General features: G+C 68.9%; 16 protein-coding genes. 5 read left to right on the top strand and 11 right to left on the bottom strand.

What is annotated here, in order from left to right; translation table 11 throughout:
• Nucleotides 1–13: 13 nt before the first annotated feature.
• From pgl to tkt, 5 genes are read right to left on the bottom strand one after another with little or no spacing between them, the layout of a single operon-like run.
• On the bottom strand, nucleotides 14–754 hold the full coding sequence (gene pgl, locus H7J06_RS24280; protein ID WP_264041862.1) for a 6-phosphogluconolactonase: 741 nt from the start codon (nucleotides 752–754) through the stop codon (nucleotides 14–16).
• Entirely contained in the window at nucleotides 747–1,658 is a 912-nt protein-coding gene (gene opcA / locus H7J06_RS24275; protein WP_264041860.1) for a glucose-6-phosphate dehydrogenase assembly protein OpcA, read from the bottom strand. Before opcA ends, pgl begins: the two co-directional genes overlap by 8 nt.
• 1 nt (nucleotide 1,659) lies before the next feature.
• A complete protein-coding gene (gene zwf, locus H7J06_RS24270) occupies nucleotides 1,660–3,216 on the bottom strand; it encodes a glucose-6-phosphate dehydrogenase (protein WP_264041859.1) in 1,557 nt (518 codons plus the stop codon).
• Nucleotide 3,217: 1 nt separating this feature from the next.
• Nucleotides 3,218–4,336, bottom strand: a complete 1,119-nt coding sequence (gene tal, locus H7J06_RS24265; protein WP_264041857.1) for a transaldolase — start codon at nucleotides 4,334–4,336, stop codon at nucleotides 3,218–3,220.
• 8 nt (nucleotides 4,337–4,344) lie between these two features.
• On the bottom strand, nucleotides 4,345–6,438 hold the full coding sequence (tkt, locus tag H7J06_RS24260) for a transketolase (RefSeq protein WP_264041855.1): 2,094 nt from the start codon (nucleotides 6,436–6,438) through the stop codon (nucleotides 4,345–4,347).
• 195 nt (nucleotides 6,439–6,633) lie between these two features.
• Between tkt and H7J06_RS24255 the strand changes: the two genes are divergently transcribed.
• Complete coding sequence (locus H7J06_RS24255) at nucleotides 6,634–7,593, top strand: heme o synthase (protein WP_372515405.1); 960 nt, start codon at nucleotides 6,634–6,636, stop codon at nucleotides 7,591–7,593.
• Here H7J06_RS24255 and arfB read toward each other — a convergent pair.
• Complete coding sequence (gene arfB, locus H7J06_RS24250) at nucleotides 7,590–8,021, bottom strand: alternative ribosome rescue aminoacyl-tRNA hydrolase ArfB (protein ID WP_264041854.1); 432 nt, start codon at nucleotides 8,019–8,021, stop codon at nucleotides 7,590–7,592. The two genes, H7J06_RS24255 and arfB, sit on opposite strands and share 4 nt — an antisense overlap.
• A gap of 7 nt (nucleotides 8,022–8,028) precedes the next feature.
• Nucleotides 8,029–9,003, bottom strand: a complete 975-nt coding sequence (locus H7J06_RS24245) for a quinone oxidoreductase family protein (RefSeq protein ID WP_264041853.1) — start codon at nucleotides 9,001–9,003, stop codon at nucleotides 8,029–8,031.
• Between the two features lie 18 nt (nucleotides 9,004–9,021).
• Between H7J06_RS24245 and H7J06_RS24240 the strand changes: the two genes are divergently transcribed.
• Nucleotides 9,022–9,951, top strand: a complete 930-nt coding sequence (locus H7J06_RS24240) for an ATP-grasp domain-containing protein (RefSeq protein WP_264041852.1) — start codon at nucleotides 9,022–9,024, stop codon at nucleotides 9,949–9,951.
• On the opposite strand, the gene H7J06_RS24235 is transcribed toward H7J06_RS24240, so the two are convergent.
• From H7J06_RS24235 to mptB, 4 genes are read right to left on the bottom strand one after another with little or no spacing between them, the layout of a single operon-like run.
• The gene (locus H7J06_RS24235; RefSeq protein ID WP_264041850.1) at nucleotides 9,910–10,881 is read right to left on the bottom strand and encodes a COX15/CtaA family protein; all 972 of its coding nucleotides are present in this window, start codon (nucleotides 10,879–10,881) and stop codon (nucleotides 9,910–9,912) included. The genes H7J06_RS24240 and H7J06_RS24235 overlap by 42 nt on opposite strands.
• Before the next feature lie 47 nt (nucleotides 10,882–10,928).
• Complete coding sequence (locus H7J06_RS24230; protein ID WP_264041849.1) at nucleotides 10,929–11,717, bottom strand: ABC transporter permease; 789 nt, start codon at nucleotides 11,715–11,717, stop codon at nucleotides 10,929–10,931.
• The gene (locus tag H7J06_RS24225) at nucleotides 11,714–12,679 is read right to left on the bottom strand and encodes an ABC transporter ATP-binding protein (RefSeq protein WP_308205830.1); all 966 of its coding nucleotides are present in this window, start codon (nucleotides 12,677–12,679) and stop codon (nucleotides 11,714–11,716) included. Before H7J06_RS24225 ends, H7J06_RS24230 begins: the two co-directional genes overlap by 4 nt.
• The gene (gene mptB, locus H7J06_RS24220) at nucleotides 12,676–14,388 is read right to left on the bottom strand and encodes a polyprenol phosphomannose-dependent alpha 1,6 mannosyltransferase MptB (protein ID WP_264041847.1); all 1,713 of its coding nucleotides are present in this window, start codon (nucleotides 14,386–14,388) and stop codon (nucleotides 12,676–12,678) included. The genes H7J06_RS24225 and mptB overlap by 4 nt, the downstream gene beginning before the upstream one ends.
• Nucleotides 14,389–14,464: 76 nt before the next feature.
• On the opposite strand from mptB, the gene H7J06_RS24215 reads away from it, so the two are divergent.
• The 3 genes from H7J06_RS24215 to sufD are packed head-to-tail and all read left to right on the top strand — an operon-like array spanning nucleotide 14,465 to nucleotide 17,852.
• Nucleotides 14,465–15,223 carry a helix-turn-helix transcriptional regulator gene (locus H7J06_RS24215; protein WP_264041846.1) on the top strand — a complete coding sequence of 253 codons (759 nt, stop codon included), beginning with the start codon at nucleotides 14,465–14,467 and terminating at the stop codon, nucleotides 15,221–15,223.
• Nucleotides 15,220–16,653, top strand: a complete 1,434-nt coding sequence (gene sufB, locus H7J06_RS24210) for a Fe-S cluster assembly protein SufB (RefSeq protein ID WP_149479235.1) — start codon at nucleotides 15,220–15,222, stop codon at nucleotides 16,651–16,653. Before H7J06_RS24215 ends, sufB begins: the two co-directional genes overlap by 4 nt.
• Nucleotides 16,650–17,852 carry a Fe-S cluster assembly protein SufD gene (sufD, locus tag H7J06_RS24205; protein ID WP_264041845.1) on the top strand — a complete coding sequence of 401 codons (1,203 nt, stop codon included), beginning with the start codon at nucleotides 16,650–16,652 and terminating at the stop codon, nucleotides 17,850–17,852. Before sufB ends, sufD begins: the two co-directional genes overlap by 4 nt.
• Nucleotide 17,853 lies beyond the last annotated feature (1 nt).

Below are 17,853 nucleotides of genomic sequence, written 5' to 3'. Positions count from 1 at the left end.
AGTATGGGGGCAGCTACAGCTTCGCCGCGGCCGCTTCGTCGAGCAGCCACACCGTGGCGTCGCGGCCGAGCGCGCCCGCCGCGGGCACGTCGTCGGCCGCCGCGCCGCCCACCGCCGCGGCCACCGCGTCGGCCTTCTCCGACCCCGACACCACCAGCCACACCTCGCGGGAGCGTGCGACGGCGGGCAGCGTCAGGGTGATCCGCACCGGCGGGGGTTTGGGGGAGTCGGTGACGCCCAACACCATTCGCTCGGTCTCCGCGGTCGCCTCGGAGTGCGGGAAGAGCGAGTTGACGTGTCCTTCACCGCCCATGCCGAGCAGGTGCACGTCGAAGGCCGGCGTCGGGGAGCCGGCGGGGGCATTCGCGGCCAGCACCTGCTCGTAGGCCAGCGCGGCGGCGTCCACGTCGTCGCCGAACTCGCCGTCGCTGGCGGGCATCGCGTGCACGTTGGCCGCCGGAATGGAGACGTGGTCCAGCAGCGCTTCCCGCGCCTGCTTGTCGTTGCGCTCGTCGTCATCGGCGGAGACGTAGCGCTCGTCGCCCCAGAACAGGTGCACCTTCGACCACTCGATCGCCTCGTCGTGGTCGCCGAGGTGCTTGAGCAGCTTGATGCCGGTACCGCCACCGGTCAGGACGACGTAGGCGGCGTCGCGTTCGGCGATCGCGGCGACGATCGCGAGGACCAGCCGATCACCCGCGGCGGCGACCAGTGTGTCGGTGTCGGCGTAGGTTTCGATCACGGTCTCAGACATACTCCACCTCGGCGATTCCCTTCAGCGCCGCCAAGTAGATCTCGTCGGCGTCGAGCCTGCGCAAGTCCTCCGCCAGGCAATCGCGGGTCTCCCTGCGCGCCAACGGAAGTTTCGCCTCGGGCTTGGCGGTGCGGGACAGGGTGGCAGTGACCCCCTCCTGCGGTCGGCTGAGCGTGATCGTCTCGCTCTTGCGGACCAGCTCGACCTTCAGTTCCCCGACCGCCCGTTGCACCGGACCGTCGATCCGGCTGGCGAGCCAGCCGGCGAGGATGTCGAGCGCTGGCTCCTCCTTGCGTCCGGAGACCACGGCGGACTGGATGTCCTCGTGCGGACCCTGATCCAGAGCCGAGGTGAGCATGGCCCGCCAGTACGTGATCCGGCTCCAGGCCAGATCGGTGTCGCCGGGGGTGTAACCCTCGAGCCTGCTCTTGATGCAGGCCAACGGGTCGTCGCCGTAGGTGGCATCGGTAATGCGTCGAATGGCCAACTGGCCCAACGGGTCCTGAGCCGGTACCCGCGGCGCCAGGTCCGGCCACCAGGCCACCACCGGGGTGTCGGGCAGCAGGAACGGCGTCACGACGCTGCTGGCGTGCACCGCCAGGGGGCCGTGCAACTTGAGCACGACGACCTCACCGGCGCCCGCATCGTGGCCGACGCGGATCTGGGCGTCCAGCTTGGCGTCGGTGGCGTCGCGGTCCACGGGAAGCACCACGATCACCCGACAGGGATGCTCGCGGCTGGCCGCGTTGGCCGCCTCGATGGACTCCTCGAGAACGGTCTCGCTGTCGGGTGCGATGACGAGGGTCAAGACCCGCGCCATCGTGAACGCGCCGCCCTCTTCCCGCAGTCCGTCCAACTTCTTGTTGACCGCCGTGGTGGTGGTGGCTTCCAGGTCGACGATCACGTTAGGGCCTCCGCCATTCCCGGCCGGTCCGCGCGAGCATCTCCGATGCCGACGCCGGGCCCCAGCCGCCTGATTCGTACGGGTCGGGCTTGCCGCCCCTGGCGTCGACGGACGCCCAGTGCGTCAGCGCGGGATCGAGGATCGCCCAGGACAATTCGACCTCCTGGTTCACCGGGAACAGAGACGGCTCGCCGAGCAGGACGTCGAGGATGAGCCGTTCGTAGGCCTCGGGGGAGTCCTCGGCGAACGCCGAGCCATAGGAGAAGTCCATGTTCACGTCACGGACCTCCATGGCGTGCCCCGGCACCTTGGATCCGAAGCGCAGCGTGATGCCCTCGTCCGGCTGCACCCGGATCACCAACGCGTTCTTGCCGAGCTCGTCGGTCATGGTCGCGTCGAAGGGTAGGTGCGGAGCGCGCTTGAACACCAGGGCGATCTCGGTAACCCTGCGGCCCAAGCGCTTTCCCGTGCGCAGGTAGAACGGCACCCCGGCCCACCGCCGAGTGTCGACCTCGAGGGTGATGGCGGCGTAGGTCTCGGTGGTGGAGGTCGGCGAGAAGCCCTCCTCCTGGAGCAGGCCGACGACCTTCTCGCCGCCCTGCCAACCCTCCGTGTACTGACCGCGGGACGTGTTGTCGTCCAACGGTTCTGCGAGCCGAGTCGCCGAGAGCACCTTGATCTTCTCGGACTGCAACTCCGCGGGACTGAAGCTCACCGGCTCCTCCATGGCGGTCAGCGCCAGGAGTTGAGTCAGGTGGTTCTGGATGACGTCGCGGGCCGCACCGACGCCGTCGTAGTAACCACCCCGACCGCCGAGCCCGATGTCCTCGGCCATGGTGATCTGCACGTGGTCGACGTAGTGCGCGTTCCAGATCGGGTCGAACAGCTGGTTGGCGAAGCGCAGCGCCAGGATGTTCTGGACCGTCTCCTTGCCCAGATAGTGGTCGATGCGGAACACCGACGACTCCGGGAAGACGCTGTTGACGACCCGGTTGAGCGAGCGCGCGCTCTCCAGGTCGTGCCCGAACGGCTTCTCGATGACCACCCGACTCCACCGGTCACCCTCGGGTCGGGCCAACCCGGAGGTCGACAGCTGCTCACACACCGTGGGGAAGGCCTTGGGCGGGATCGACAGGTAGAAGGCGTGGTTGCCGCCGGTGCCGCGCTCGGCGTCCAGCTTCTCCAGCGTCTCCTTCAACCGCGCGAAGGAGTCGGCGTCGTCGAAGGTGCCTTGAACGAACCGGATTCCCTCGTTGAGCCGGTCCCAGACCTCTTGCCGGAACGGGGTTCTGGCGTGTGCCTGCACCGCCTTGAGGACGATGTTGCCGAAGTCCTCGTCCTGCCAGTCACGTCGGGCGAACCCGATCAACGAGAAGGTGGGCGGCAACAGACCTCGGTTGGCGAGGTCGTAGATCGCCGGCATCAGCTTCTTGGTGGCCAGGTCCCCGGTGACGCCGAAGATGACCACCGCACACGGTCCCGCGATCCGCGGCAAGCGCTTGTCGAGCTTGTCGCGGAGCGGGTTCTGCCACTCGTCGCCCACTGCAGTGCCAGTCAAGTCAGGACTTCTTCTGGTCCAACTGCTCCTGGGTAGCCTCGATGAGCTCACTCCACGACTTCTCGAACTTCTCCACGCCCTCGTTCTCCAGGGTGAGGAAGACGTCGGTGAGGTCGATGCCGACGTTCACCAGCCGGTCGAACAGCATCTGCGCGGCGCCGGAGGTGCCGGTGATGGTGTCGCCCTTGATCTCGCCGTGGTCGGCGACGGCGTCCATCGTCTTCTCGGGCATGGTGTTGACCGTGTTCTTGGCGACCAGCTCGGTGACGTAGAGCGTGTCGGAGTAGTCCGGGTTCTTGACGCCGGTCGACGCCCACAGCGGCCGCTGCACGCGGGCACCGTCGGCCGCGAGTGCCTCGAACCGCTCGCCACCGACGAACACCTGCTGGTAGGCGGCGTAGGCCAGGCGGGCGTTGGCCACGCCGGCCTGCCCGCGCAACTCCATGGCCTCGTCGGAGCCGATGGCCTCCAGGCGCGAGTCGATCTCGGAGTCCACCCGGGAGACGAAGAACGACGCCACCGAGTGGATCTTGGAGAGGTCGTGCCCGGCCTCCTTCGCCTTCTCCAGGCCCTCGAGGTAGGCGTCCATGACCAGCCGGTGGCGCTCCACCGAGAAGATCAGCGTGACGTTGACCGAGATGCCCTCGGCGATCACCGCGGTGATCGCAGGCAGACCCTGCTCGGTGGCGGGGATCTTGATCAGCAGGTTCGGCCGGTCGACGATCTTCCACAGCTCGATCGCCTGGGCGATCGTCTTGTCGGCGTCGCGGGCCATCCGCGGGTCGACCTCGATAGACACCCGACCGTCGACGCCGTCGCTGGCCTCATAGGTCTTGGCCAGCAGGTCACAGGCGTTGCGGACGTCGTCGGTGGTCACCGTGCGGATGGTGGCCTCGACGTCGGCGCCCCGTTCGGCCAGTTCGGCGATCTGTGCGTCGTACGCGTCGCCCTTGGACAGCGCGGCCTGGAAGATCGACGGGTTGGTGGTGACGCCGACGACGCTCTTCGTGTCGATGAGGGTCTGCAGGTTTCCGGTCTGCAGCCGCTCACGCGAGAGGTCGTCGAGCCATACGGACACGCCTTCGGCGCTGAGCGCCGCCAGGTTCGGGTTCTGAGTCATGTGTGCTCCTAGTTGTCTAGTGATCGTTCAGCAGCGGCCGCCACGGCTTCCGCCGTGAAGCCGAACTCGCGGAACAACGTCTTGTCGTCCGCCGACTCGCCGTAGTGCTCGATGGAGACGATCTCACCGGTGTCACCCACCAGCTTGTGCCAGCTCTGCGCCACCGCGGCCTCGACCGCGACCCGTGCCGACACCTCGGGGGGCAGCACGCTGTCGCGGTACTCCTTCGGCTGGCTCTCGAACCACTCGACGCAGGGCATCGAGACGACGTAGGCGGTGATGTCCTTCTCCGCCAACAACTTCTTCGCCTCCACCGCCAACTGCAGCTCCGAACCGGTGCCGATGATGATGACGTCGGCGTCGTCGGCAGGCGTACCGCCGCCGAGGACGTAACCGCCCTTGCTCACCCCTTCGAAGCTCGTGCCCTCCAGTACCGGGATGCCCTGCCGGGTCAGGATGAAACCGACCGGGCCGCTGCCGTTGCCACGCGCGACGATGCTGCGCCACGCGTACGCCGTCTCGTTGGGGTCTCCCGGCCGCACCACCGACAGGTTGGGGATCGCCCGAAGCGCGGCAAGGTGCTCGATCGGCTGGTGCGTCGGTCCGTCCTCACCGAGCCCGATCGAGTCGTGGGTCCAGATGTAGATCGTGTCGATGTCCATCAGCGACGCCAGCCGCACCGCGGGGCGCATGTAGTCGGAGAACTGCAGGAACGTCCCGCCAAATGCGCGGGTCGGACCGTGCAGCACGATGCCGGACAGGATCGACCCCATGGCGTGCTCGCGGATGCCGAAGTGCAGCACGCGGCCAAACCAGTCGGCGGTGAAGTCCTCGGTGGAGATCGACGGCGGCCCGAACGACTTCGCGTCCTTGATGGTCGTGTTGTTGCTGCCCGCCAGGTCGGCCGAGCCGCCCCACAACTCGGGCAGGTGCGGCGCCACGTCGTTGAGCACCTGGCCGAATGCGGCGCGGGTGGCGACCGCCTTGGAACCCGGCTCCCAGTACGTGATGTCGGCGTCCCAGCCGTCGGGCAGCTCCTCGGCGGTGAGGCGGTCGAGCAGTTTCTTGCGCTCGGGCTCGCGCTCGGCCCAGGCGTCGAACTCGGGCTGCCACTTCTCGTGGGCTTCCCGGCCCCGGTCGACCAGCTTGCGGGTGTGCTCGATGACCTCGTCGCGGACCTCGAACTTCTTCTCGGGGTCGAAGCCGAGGATCTTCTTGGTGGCGGCCACTTCCTCGTCGCCGAGCGCCGAGCCGTGCACCCCGCCGGTGTTCATCTTGGTGGGGGCGGGATAGCCGATGATCGTGCGCACCGAGATGAAGGACGGCTTGTCGGTGACCGACTTGGCGGCCTTGATGGCCTCCTCGATGCCGGTGACGTTCTCGCCGCCCTCGACCTCCTGGACGTGCCAGCCGTAGGCGCGGTACCGGGCCGGAACGTCCTCCGAGAGCGCGATGTTGGTGTCGTGCTCGATCGAGATCTGGTTGTGGTCGTAGAACACGATCAGGTTGCCGAGCTGCTGGGTGCCGGCGAGCGAGCTGGCCTCGCTGGTGACGCCCTCTTCCATGTCGCCGTCGGAGGCGATCACGTAGATGAAGTGGTCGAACGGGCTGGTTCCCGGCGCCGCGTCGGGGTCGAACAGACCGCGCTCGAAGCGGGCGGCCATCGCCATGCCCACGGCCGAGGCGAGGCCCTGGCCCAGGGGACCGGTGGTGATCTCGACGCCCTTGGTGTGGCGGAACTCCGGGTGGCCCGGGGTCTTCGACTTCCAGGTGCGCAGCGACTCGATGTCGGAGAGCTCGAGCCCGAATCCGCCGAGGTACAGCTGGATGTAGAGCGTCAGGCTGCTGTGGCCGCAGGACAGGATGAACCGATCCCGGCCCAGCCAGTGGACGTCGGACGGGTCGTGCCGCATCTGACGCTGGAACAGCGTGTACGCCAACGGCGCCAAGCTCATTGCGGTGCCGGGATGGCCGTTTCCGACCTTCTGTACGGCATCCGCCGCCAAGACCCGAACCGTGTCGACGGCGACCGAGTCGACGTCAGCCCAGTCTTCGGGGTGGTGGGGGCGGGTGAGGGCGGAAATCTCTTCCGTTGTGGTCACGATGGAGCTCCTCGTGTCGTCAAGCTGTCACCCAATACCCTAGTGCGGACCGTGACATCGCCGCAGGCCGCGTCACCCAAGTTGGCCGCGCGTTCACCTAGGGCCACCCCGTATTGGTGGGCACGCGGTTCCACGGTCTACCATCGTCTGTAGTAGAAGCCAGCGTGCTGCCGCGAATTCGAGGAGAACAACTGCGTGAGCATTCGCGAGCGCCGTATTTCCCGCGAGGCGCAGGGTTCGGCGTCGCCGGCCAAGCGGCTCAGCGCACGACTCCGCACCACGCTCTTGGCCTATCTGGCCTTGACGAAGCCCCGGGTGATCGAACTCCTGCTCGTCACGACGATCCCGGCGATGCTTCTCGCGCACCGCGGCACCGTCGACCCGCTCCTGATCCTGAACACGTTGTTCGGCGGGATGCTCGCGGCCGCGGGCGCCAACACGTTGAACTGCGTGGCCGACGCCGACATCGACAAGGTGATGAAGCGGACCGCGCTGCGGCCGCTGGCCCGCGCCGCCGTGCCGACCCGGCACGCCCTGGTCTTCGGTCTGGTGCTGACGATCGGATCCTTCGCCTGGCTGTGGTGGACCACCAACCTGCTCTCCGGCGTGCTGGCCGTCGCGACCATCGCGTTCTACGTCTTCGTCTACACGCTGCTGCTGAAGCGCCGGACGTCGCAGAACGTCGTCTGGGGCGGCGCGGCGGGCTGCATGCCGGTGATGATCGGCTGGTCGGCGGTCACCGGCACCATTCAATGGCCCGCGCTGGTGATGTTCGGAATCATCTTCTTCTGGACGCCGCCGCACACCTGGGCCCTGGCGATGCGCTACAAGGACGACTACAAGGCCGCGGGCGTGCCGATGCTTCCGGTGGTGGCCACCGAGCGTCAGGTCACCAAGCAGATCCTGATCTACACCTGGCTCACGGTGCTGACGACGCTGGGCCTGGGACTGGCGACGGGCTGGCTGTACGCCGCGGTCGCGCTGCTGGCCGGTGCGTGGTTCCTGACCATGGCCCACCAGCTGTACGCCGGGGTGAAGCGGGGTGAGCCGGTCAAGCCGCTGCGGTTGTTCCTGCAGTCCAACAACTACCTCGCCGTGGTGTTCTGTGCGCTCGCCGTCGACTCGGCGCTGGCGCTTCCCAAGCTGTTCGGCTAGCTCGCGTCCCAGCCTCCGCGCCGCCCCTGCTTGACCCCGCCTCGCCGCTTCTTGTCGGCCAGTCGCCGCTCCTTGGCGCCCCTGGATGGTTTCGTCGGCCTGCGGGTCGGCGGGGGAGCCGCCGCGGCGGCACGCAGCAGTCGGGCCATCCGGTCGCGGGCCGCGGCCCGGTTCTGCAGCTGGCTGCGATGCTCACTGGCAGTCACGGTCAGCACCCCGCCGGTCAACCGGCTGCGCAGCCGGCAGAGCATCTGGTAGCGCAGCCGCTCCGGCACCGCCGCCGAGCGGGCCAGGTCGAAGGACAGCTCGACCCGGCTGTCGGTGGTGTTGACCCCCTGCCCACCCGGACCCGAGGACCGGGAGAAGCGTTCAGCGAGCTCAGTCGCGGGGATCACGAAGGTCCGGGTCACCTCCAGGTCGTCTGCCACGGTGACGCTACGGAATCAGCGCCACGGAGCCCACGGTCTTGCGGCCCTGCAGGTCGCCGTGCGCCGTGGCGGCGTCGGACAGGGCGTACCGCTCGCTGACGGTGATCGACAGCGTCCCCGTGGCAATCGCGTCAAGCAGTTCGCCCGCCCGCCAGGAGAATTCGTCGGCCGTCCGGGTGAAGTGCGCCAGCGAGGGCCGGGTGAGCATCAGCGAGCCCCCACTGTTGAGGCGTTGCGGGTCGAACGGGGGGACGGGCCCACTGGATGCGCCGAACAACGCGAGCGTGCCCCGCACAGCGAGGCTGGCCAGGCTGGCCTCGAAGGTGGACGCACCGACCCCGTCGTAGACCGCGGCGACGCCGTTGCCGCCGGTGAGCTCCTTGATCGTGGCGCCGAACTCCGCCGGATCGTCGGGGTAGTCCAGCACCTCGACCGCACCCGCCTGCCGGGACAGTTCGGCCTTGGCCTCCGTCGACGTCGTCGTGATCACCTTCACGGCCATGCTGGTCGCCCACTGCGTGAGGATGAGGCCGACACCGCCGGCGCCGGCGTGCACCAGGATCGTGTCGCCCTGCTGCACCGGATACACCGACTTGAGCAGGTAGTGCGCGGTCATGCCCTTGAGCAGCGAGGACGCCGCGGCCTCGGCGGAGACGGCGTCGGGCACGTAGGCCACGAAATCCGCTGGTGCGACGGTGTACTCGGCGTAGGCGCCGTTGGCCTGGGCGGTGACCACCCGGTCACCGACGTTGAGCGCTGCGACGTCGTCGCCGACGGCGGCGACCGTGCCGCAGACCTCGGAGCCGACGACGAACGGCAGTTCGCGGGGGTACAGACCGGACCTGAAGTAGGTGTCGATGAAGTTGACGCCGATGGCGTCGGCCTTGATCAGCACCTGCCCGGGGCCGGGTGTCGGTGTGGGCTTCTCGACGTAGGTGAGGACTTCGGGGCCACCGGTTTCGGTCACTTCGATCGCGTACATGCCACCTATCATTCCAACGTGAAGCTCGCACGGCCCAACGTTCGTCATCCCCGCATCGTCCTCGCAGGTTGCAGCGCCCTCGTCGAGGGAGACGGCGACGACGCCGGCCTGGTTCCCGCCCTGCGGTCGCGGGGCCTGCACGCCCGGTGGCTGGCCTGGGACGACCCGGCCGCGCTGGAGGCCGACCTCGTCATCCCGAGGGCGACGTGGGACTACACCGAGCGACTCGAGGAGTTCCTCGCCTGGACCCGCCGCGTGCCCCATCTGGTCAACGCGCCGGCCGTGGTGGCGTGGAACACCGACAAGCGGTACCTCGCCGATCTCGAGGCGGCGGGGGTCCCGGTGGTGCCGAGCGCGTTCTTCGGGCCGGGGGAGTCGGTCCGGATTCCCGACGGACAGGTGGTGGTCAAACCCGCCATCGGGGCGGGTTCGGTGGGGGCGCAACGGTTCACCGACGCCGAGCTGGCCCGCACGCACGCCCAGGCCCTGCAGGCCGACGGGCACACCGCGCTGGTGCAGCCCTACGACCCGCGAATCGCCGACGGCGAGACCGCGCTGGTGTTCATCGGCGGCCGGCAGTCGCACGCGTTCAACAAGGGTCCGCTGTTGCCGCCGCCCGGCGAACGCGCCGCCCTCGACGAGTCCGGAACCTTCGCAGAGGAGACCCTCCGGCCGGCCGACCCGGACTTCGAGCTGTGGGACGTCGGTCATGCCGCGCTCGCCGCCGCGGCGGCCCGGCTGGGTCTCGACGTCGGCGAGTTCCTCTACGCCCGCGTCGACGTCATCGGGGGTCCGGACGACCCGCGGCTGTTGGAATTGGAACTGGTCGAGCCGTCGCTGGGCTGGCGGCAGCTCGACGAGACCGCCAGGGACCTCCGGCAGCGCGACTTCGCGCTGGCGGTCGAATCAGCCCTGGACCGGCTGAAGCTCGGACCGCTCGACCACTGAGCGGGTGCGCATCGACGCCCACAGGGCGGCCGTCGCGGCCGTGCAGATGGCGGCGCCGGCGACGTGCACGGCCACCAGGACGGCGGGCACCCCGGTGAAGAACTGGACGGTTCCGACCATGCCCTGAAGGGCCACCGCCACCAGCAGCACGACGACCCGCATCGTGACCGGTCGGGGCGCACGTACGGCGAGCAGCCCGAAGGCGAGGCCGATCAGCAGCGCCAGGTAGGCCGCCACCAGGGCGGAGTGTCGGTAGACCAGCGTGACGATGTCGAGCATGAGCCGGGGCACCGGTGCCTCGATGCTCTTGTCGCCGGCGTGCGGTCCGGCGCCGGTGACCATCGTGCCGGTGACGAGCACCACCGACAGCGCGACGCCGCAGAGCGCCGTCAACTGGCGCAGCGGGTTGGGCACCGACGGGGCGGCGAGTCCGTCGTCGGGCTCGCCGATCTTGACGAACAGCAGCACCGACAGCCAGACCATTGCCATGGACACCAGGAGGTGGATCGCGACGGTCCACCACAGCAGTCCGGTGAGGACGGTGATGCCGCCAAGCACGGCCTGCAACACCGTCGAGGCGGGCATCAGGCAGGCGTAGACGATCACTTCCCGGCGTCGCCGGGCACGGACTACCGCGAGCACCGCCAACGCCGCGGTGAGCACGACGAGGAACGTGATCAGACGGTTGCCGAACTCGACGGCCTGATGGACGATCGGCACCTCGGCCACCGGTACCGGCACGAAGCTGCCCGGGAAGCACTGCGGCCAGGTGGGGCAGCCGAGCCCCGAGGCGGTGACCCGGACGATCGCGCCGGTGACCGCGATGCCGCCCTGGGTGAACACGACGGCGGCGGCGATGATGCGCTGAGTGCGCAGGCTGGGCAGCGGAAGCACGTCCACGACCCGCAGTAGGGAGCGTCCGACGGCCATGGCCCGATCGTAGAGCAGCTCGAACTACAGATCGTAGTAGGGGCGGCTCACGTGAAGCGGAACCACCGCAACGCGCACAGCGCGGACAGAGCGCCCCACGCGGCCAACACCGCCACCCCGAACCAGTCCACCGACACCGTCATCGCCTGCCCGAGCGCTTCGGTCAGCGCCCCCGACGGGGTGAGGCGAGCGATGAACCGGACGGTGTGCGAGACCACTCCGCCGTCGACCTCGCTCTCCAGGGTGAGGGCGCCCAGTCCGGCGAACACGAACCACAGCAGGTTGGCGATCGCGAGCACGATCTCGGCCTTGAGCGTGCCGCCGAGCAGCAGCCCCAGGGCGGCGAAGGCGGCCGTGCCGAGCGCGATGATCACCGCGCCGAGCGCCAGCCCGGCGACCGCCGGCCGCCACCCCAGCCCGACGCCGATGGCGCCCAGCAGGATGGATTGCAGGAACACCACGGTGACGACGGCGAGCGACTTGCCGGCGATGATGCCCCACACCGGAAGGGCCGTCGCCCCGAGCCGCTTGAGGGCGCCGTATCTGCGGTCGAACGCCACCGCGATGGCCTGGCCGGTGAACGCCGTGGAGATCACCGCCAGTGCCATGATCGGAGGAGCGAACGTCGCCGCGCGATTCGGCCCGAACGAACCCAGCGGCAGCAGGGTCATCCCGACCAGCAGCGTGATCGGGATGAACATCGTCAGCAGCAACTGCTCGCCGTTGCGCAGCAGCAGCTTGAGCTCGAGGCGGAACTGGGCGGCCAGCATGCTCGGCACGCTCGCCGGTCGCGGATCCGGGGTGAACGTGCCCGGCTCGAACCGATTGGTGGTCACGACCGCAGCTCCCGCCCCGTGATGTCGAGGAACACGTCCTCGAGGCTGCGCTGCTCCACGCGCATGTCGGTGGCCAGCACGTTGAGCCGTGCGCACCACGCGGTCACGGTGGCCAGCACCTGTGGGTCGACCAATCCCTCGACCAGGTACTCGCCTGGGCTGACCTCGGTGGCGACATAGGTTTCGGGCAGCGCGGTCACGAGCAGCGAGAGGTCGAGCTTCGGTGGGGCGGAGAAGCGCAGCTGGTTCTCCGCGCCGCGACCCATCAGCTCTGCGGGGGTGCCCCTGGCCACGGCGACGCCGTTGTCGATGATCACCAGGTGGTCGGCCAGCTGCTCGGCCTCGGTGAGCTGATGGGTGGTGAGGACGATCGTCACGCCGTCGCGCCGCAAGCCGTCGATGAGGTCCCACACGACGATCCGCGCATGGGCGTCCATGCCGGCGGTCGGTTCGTCGAGGAACACCAGCTCCGGTCGTCCGACGACGGCACACGCCAGCGCCAGGCGTTGCTGCTGACCGCCGGACAGCCGGCGATAGGTGGTCTTCGCCGCGTCGGTCAAGCCGAGGGTGTCCAGCAGCCACTTCGGGTCGAGGGGATTGGCCGAGTAGGCGGCGACCAGGTCCAGCATCTCGCCGGCCCGCGCCGCGGGGTAGCCGCCGCCGCCCTGCAACATGACCCCGATGCGTTCGCGGACCCGGGCGTTGTCGGCGACGGGGTCGAGCCCCAGGATCTCGATCGACCCCGAATCGGCCTTGACGAATCCCTCGCACATCTCGACGGTCGTCGTCTTGCCCGCGCCGTTGGGTCCGAGCAGAGCCAACACCTCGGCGCGCTGCACGTCCAGATCGAGTCCGTCCACGGCGGTCGTCGACCCGTAGCGCTTGGTGACCCCGCGCAGTCGCACCGGGGCGTCCGACGAGCGCTCGCGCGAGGAGCCAGCTGTCACGACACGGGAGGTCACGGTGTCTCAGCGTAGGCGTCGGAGTTGGCGACCGGTGGCACCGGTGGCGACGACGCGCGGTCGTCGACGCCGTCGGCCTCGGGCAACGGGCGCCAGGGCAGTCGGGTGTAGGTGATGGCGATGAGGAGCGCCACGATGACGGTGCTCGCGATCGTGGCGTCGAAGATCTGGAAGAGGGCGAAGCGGTCGCCGTTGGCCGTCGGTCCGAATATGCCCACGAGCAGCGTCATTGCGATCGCGGTGCCCCGGAATCCCGGCCGCGACGCCCACGTGGCCAGCGGGATGATCGCCCACAGCAGGTACCACGGCTGCACGACGGGTGCCAGCAGCACGGTGACGCCGAGGGCGACGCCGAGCCCGCCGACGGGGTGCAGCCGACCCCGCAGCACCGACAGCAGAAGCCACGTCACGAGGATTGCGATGATGATCACACCGATGGCTCGGGTGAGGCCCAGTACGGCGGTGGTGTGGTCACCCAGCCCCAGCAGATTGCCCACCTGACCCGTCCCCAGTGCGACGAGCGTGGGCGGCGACATCCAGGAGCGCACGACGTTGGCGGTGCCGAGGGTGAACAGCCAGCCGAAGCCCAGGCCGCTGCTCCACCCGATGAGCGCCGTGACCGCGACCGCGATGGCCCCCATGGACCCGCCCGCGACGAGCAGCGCCCGCAACGATCCGCCCCACTTGGCGGCGAGGGCGACGGCCACGAACCCGACCGCCAGGAGGGCGGGCAGCTTCACCTGGGAGGCCATCGTGATCAGGACGGTCCCGGCGATCAGCATCGCCAGCGGTTTCCACCGCAACCAGTCGGCCCGGTCGTGCGGCCATCGCAGCGGGCGCGGCACCAGCGGACCGGCCGGGTAGTTGTCCCGCGTGCGGCTGATGGCGCGCAGCGCGAACTCGGTACCAGTGAGCATCAGACCAAGCATCAGTGCCTCGTTGTGGATGCCGGCGACCAGGTGCATGAACAGCAGGGGATTGCACGGTCCCAGCCACAGGGCGCTGACCTCCGCGACGCCGCACCGACGGGCCAGCCGCGGGGTGGCCCACACGATCAGACCGACGCCGACCAGGACGACCAGGCGGTGGCACAGAACGGCGGCGACGATGTTGTCGCCGGTGATCTCCGAGATGCCCCGGCCGATCCAGAGGAACAGCGGGCCGTAGGGCGCCGGCGTGTCACGCCACAGGCTCGGCACCGACAGGGTGAACACGTGGTCCAATCCCAGTCCCGGTGCGGGCCCGACGCGGTACGGGTCCAGGCCGAGGCGGGCGATCTGACTCTGCGCGAGGTAGGAGTAGACGTCCTTGCTGTACATCGGCGGGGCGAACAGCAGCGGCAGCGCCCAGATGAGCAACGTGCGGTCCAGCTGGCCGCGTGACATGCGGCGGTCGCCGAGAGCGAACCGCCCCAGCATCAGCCAGGCGAGCGCCATCATGACCGCACCGGTCGTCGTCATGGTCAACGACACGGTCTGAATGCGGGAGGGCAGGTTGAGCAGGCGCACCCCGAACGTCGGATCCTGGACGACCGGCCGGGCACCCGCGCCGAGGGCGCCGATGGCCATCAGCACCGTGCCGGTGGCGCCGAAGACCCGCGTCCGCCGGAGGAACGCGACCTCCGAGGCGATCAGCGGGGAGCCGACCGTCGTCTCGTCCGCGTGCCACCGCGCGACGGCGGTGCTCAGCGACGGTCGGCGGGCGGCCATCAGTGCAGGGTAGTAAGTCGACCAGCTAAGGGTTGCCTTGCTAGACCCATATCTCGAATTCCGTCACAATGGTGTTGTGAAAATCCGAACGGAGACTCTTGCTGTCGGCGGGGCATCCGCCGGCACGGCGTCGACGTCCGACGGACACACCCGCCGCGCCATCGTGCAACTGCTGCTCGAAGGCCCGACGACCGCCGGCGACATCGGCGACCGGTTGGGCATTTCCGCAGCTGGGGTGCGTCGGCACCTCGACGCCCTGGTCGACGGCGGCGACGCCGAATCCGTCGCCGCGGCGTCCTGGCAGCACCACGGTCGGGGGCGTCCCGCCAAACGGTACCGGCTCACCGCCGCGGGCCGGGGCAAGCTCGACCACGCCTACGACGACCTGGCCGTGGCGGCCATGCGGCAGCTGCGCGAGGTCGGCGGTGACGACGCGATCCGCACCTTCGCGCGCCGGCGCATCGACACCATCCTCGCGGGAGTAACCACCGGCCCCGGCGACGTTGCACACACTGCCGACCAAGTCGCCTCCGCCCTCACCGGCGCCGGCTACGCCACCACCACCACGCGGGTGGCCGGCCCGATCGACGGCGTTCAGATCTGCCAACACCACTGCCCCGTCTCGCACGTGGCCGAGGAGTTTCCCGAACTGTGCGATGCCGAACGGGCAGCGTTCGCCGACATCCTCGGTACCCACGTCCAGAGGCTGGCGACGATCGTCAACGGCGACTCCGCGTGTACCACGCACGTCCCGCTCCACCCCGAACCCGCCCGGCGCACGGCCCGCGCCGACACCCGTCCATCAGCCATCGAGAATCAAGGAGCGTCGAAATGACGACCACACCCGAAGCGCCTCAGCTGACCCAAGAGGAGACCATCGCCTCGTTGGGCACCTACGGCTACGGCTGGTCGGACTCCGACGTCGCAGGCGCCAGTGCCCAGCGCGGGCTGTCCGAAGCCGTCGTGCGGGACATCTCCGCCAAGAAGAGCGAGCCCGAGTGGATGCTGGAGATGCGGCTCAAGGCGCTGCGCACCTTCGACAAGAAGCCGATGCCGAACTGGGGTTCAGACCTCGAGGGCATCTTCTTCGACAACATCAAGTACTTCGTGCGCTCCAGCGAGAAGCAGGCCGCCACGTGGGACGATCTGCCCGCCGACATCAAGAACACCTACGACCGCCTCGGCATCCCGGAGGCGGAGAAGCAGCGCCTGGTCTCGGGCGTCGCGGCGCAGTACGAGTCCGAGGTGGTCTACCACTCGATCCGTGAGGATCTCGAGGCGCTCGGCGTCATCTTCCTCGACACCGACTCCGCCCTCAAGCAGCATCCCGAGCTGTTCCAGAAGTACTTCGGCACCGTGATTCCGGCCGGGGACAACAAGTTCTCCGCGCTCAACACCGCGGTGTGGTCGGGCGGATCGTTCATCTACGTCCCCAAGGGCGTGCACGTCGACATCCCGCTGCAGGCCTACTTCCGGATCAACACCGAGAACATGGGGCAGTTCGAGCGCACGCTGATCATCGTCGACGAGGACGCCTACGTGCACTACGTCGAGGGCTGCACGGCGCCGATCTACAAGAGCGACTCGCTGCACTCCGCGGTCGTCGAGATCATCGTCAAGCCCGGTGGCCGGTGCCGCTACACCACCATCCAGAACTGGTCGAACAACGTCTACAACCTGGTGACCAAGCGGGCGCGCGCCGAGGCCGGCGCCACCATGGAGTGGGTCGACGGCAACATCGGCTCCAAGGTCACGATGAAGTACCCGGCCGTGTGGATGACCGGCGAGCACGCCAAGGGCGAGGTGCTCTCGGTGGCATTCGCCGGCGAGGGCCAGCACCAGGACACCGGCGCCAAGATGCTGCACCTGGCACCCAACACGTCGAGCAACATCGTGTCGAAGTCCGTCGCCCGCGGCGGTGGCCGGGCGTCCTACCGCGGCCTGGTGCAGATCAACAAGGGGGCCCACGGTTCCCGGTCCAGCGTGAAGTGCGATGCGCTGCTGGTGGATTCGATCAGCCGCAGCGACACCTACCCCTACGTCGACATCCGCGAGGACGACGTCACGATGGGCCACGAGGCCACCGTCTCCAAGGTCAGCGCCGATCAGCTCTTCTACCTGATGAGCCGCGGCATGACCGAGGACGAGGCCATGGCGATGGTGGTGCGCGGCTTCGTCGAGCCCATCGCCAAGGAGCTTCCGATGGAGTACGCGCTGGAGCTCAACCGGCTCATCGAACTGCAGATGGAGGGCGCAGTCGGATGACCCAGGATCTGACAGCTGCCGTCGAGGGCGGCGCCAAACCAGGCTCCGCACTCGCCGGTGCGAACAAGGGGGAGCAGTTCAGCTCCTTCGACGTCGACGCCTTCGAGGTGCCCGGCGGCCGGGACGAACTGTGGCGGTTCACGCCGCTGAAACGGCTGCGTGGTCTGCACGACGGATCGGCCCCCGCGACCGGCTCCGCGACCGTCGAGGTCGGCGAGCGCCCCGGCGTGACGGTGGAGACCGTCGGCCGTGACGACGAGCGCCTCGGCCAGGGTGGTGTGCCCGCCGATCGCGTTGCCGCCCAAGCGTTCTCGTCCTTCACGACCGCGACCGTCGTCACGGTCGGACGTGAAGTCGAGGTCGCCGAGCCCGTCGAGATCGTCGTCACCGGACCCGGTGAGGGCCTCACCGCCTACGGCCACCTGCAGATCCGCCTCGAGGCCATGGCGCGGGCGACCGTCGTCGTCGACCTGCGCGGCAGCGGTACCTACGCCGACAACGTCGAGCTCATCGTCGGTGACGCGGCCAATCTCGGCGTGATCTGGATCGCCGACTGGGCCGACGACACGGTCCACGTCAGCGCCCATCACGCCACGCTCGGCAAGGACGCGGTACTGGGGCACGTCAACGTGACCCTCGGCGGCAACGTCGTGCGCACCTCGGCGACGGTGCGGTACACCGGCCCCGGCGGCGACGCCAAGCTGCTCGGCACCTACTTCGCCGACGACGGTCAGCACTTCGAGTCGCGCCTGCTGGTCGACCACTCCCAGCCCAACTGCACGTCCGACGTGCTGTACAAGGGTGCGCTGCAAGGCGATCCGGACTCCGACCGGCCCGACGCGCACACCGTGTGGGTGGGCGACGTCCTGATCCGCGCGGAAGCCACCGGCACCGACACCTACGAGGCCAACCGCAACCTGGTGCTCACCGACGGGGCCCGCGCCGACTCGGTGCCCAACCTGGAGATCGAGACCGGTGAGATCGTCGGGGCCGGACACGCCAGTGCCACCGGACGTTTCGACGACGAGCAGTTGTTCTACCTACGGGCCCGCGGCATCCCGGAGGAACAGGCGCGACGCCTCGTGGTGCGCGGCTTCTTCGGCGAGATCATCGCCAAGATCGCCGTCCCCGCGGTACGCGAGCGACTCACTGAAGCCATTGAACGAGAACTAGCCATCACGGAAGCAAGAGACAGCTGAT

The sequence above is a fragment of the Mycolicibacterium hodleri genome (genome assembly GCF_025822245.1).
GTDB classification, from domain to species: Bacteria; Actinomycetota; Actinomycetes; order Mycobacteriales; family Mycobacteriaceae; genus Mycobacterium; species Mycobacterium hodleri.
This window is presented reverse-complemented; position numbering and strand designations above follow the sequence as displayed.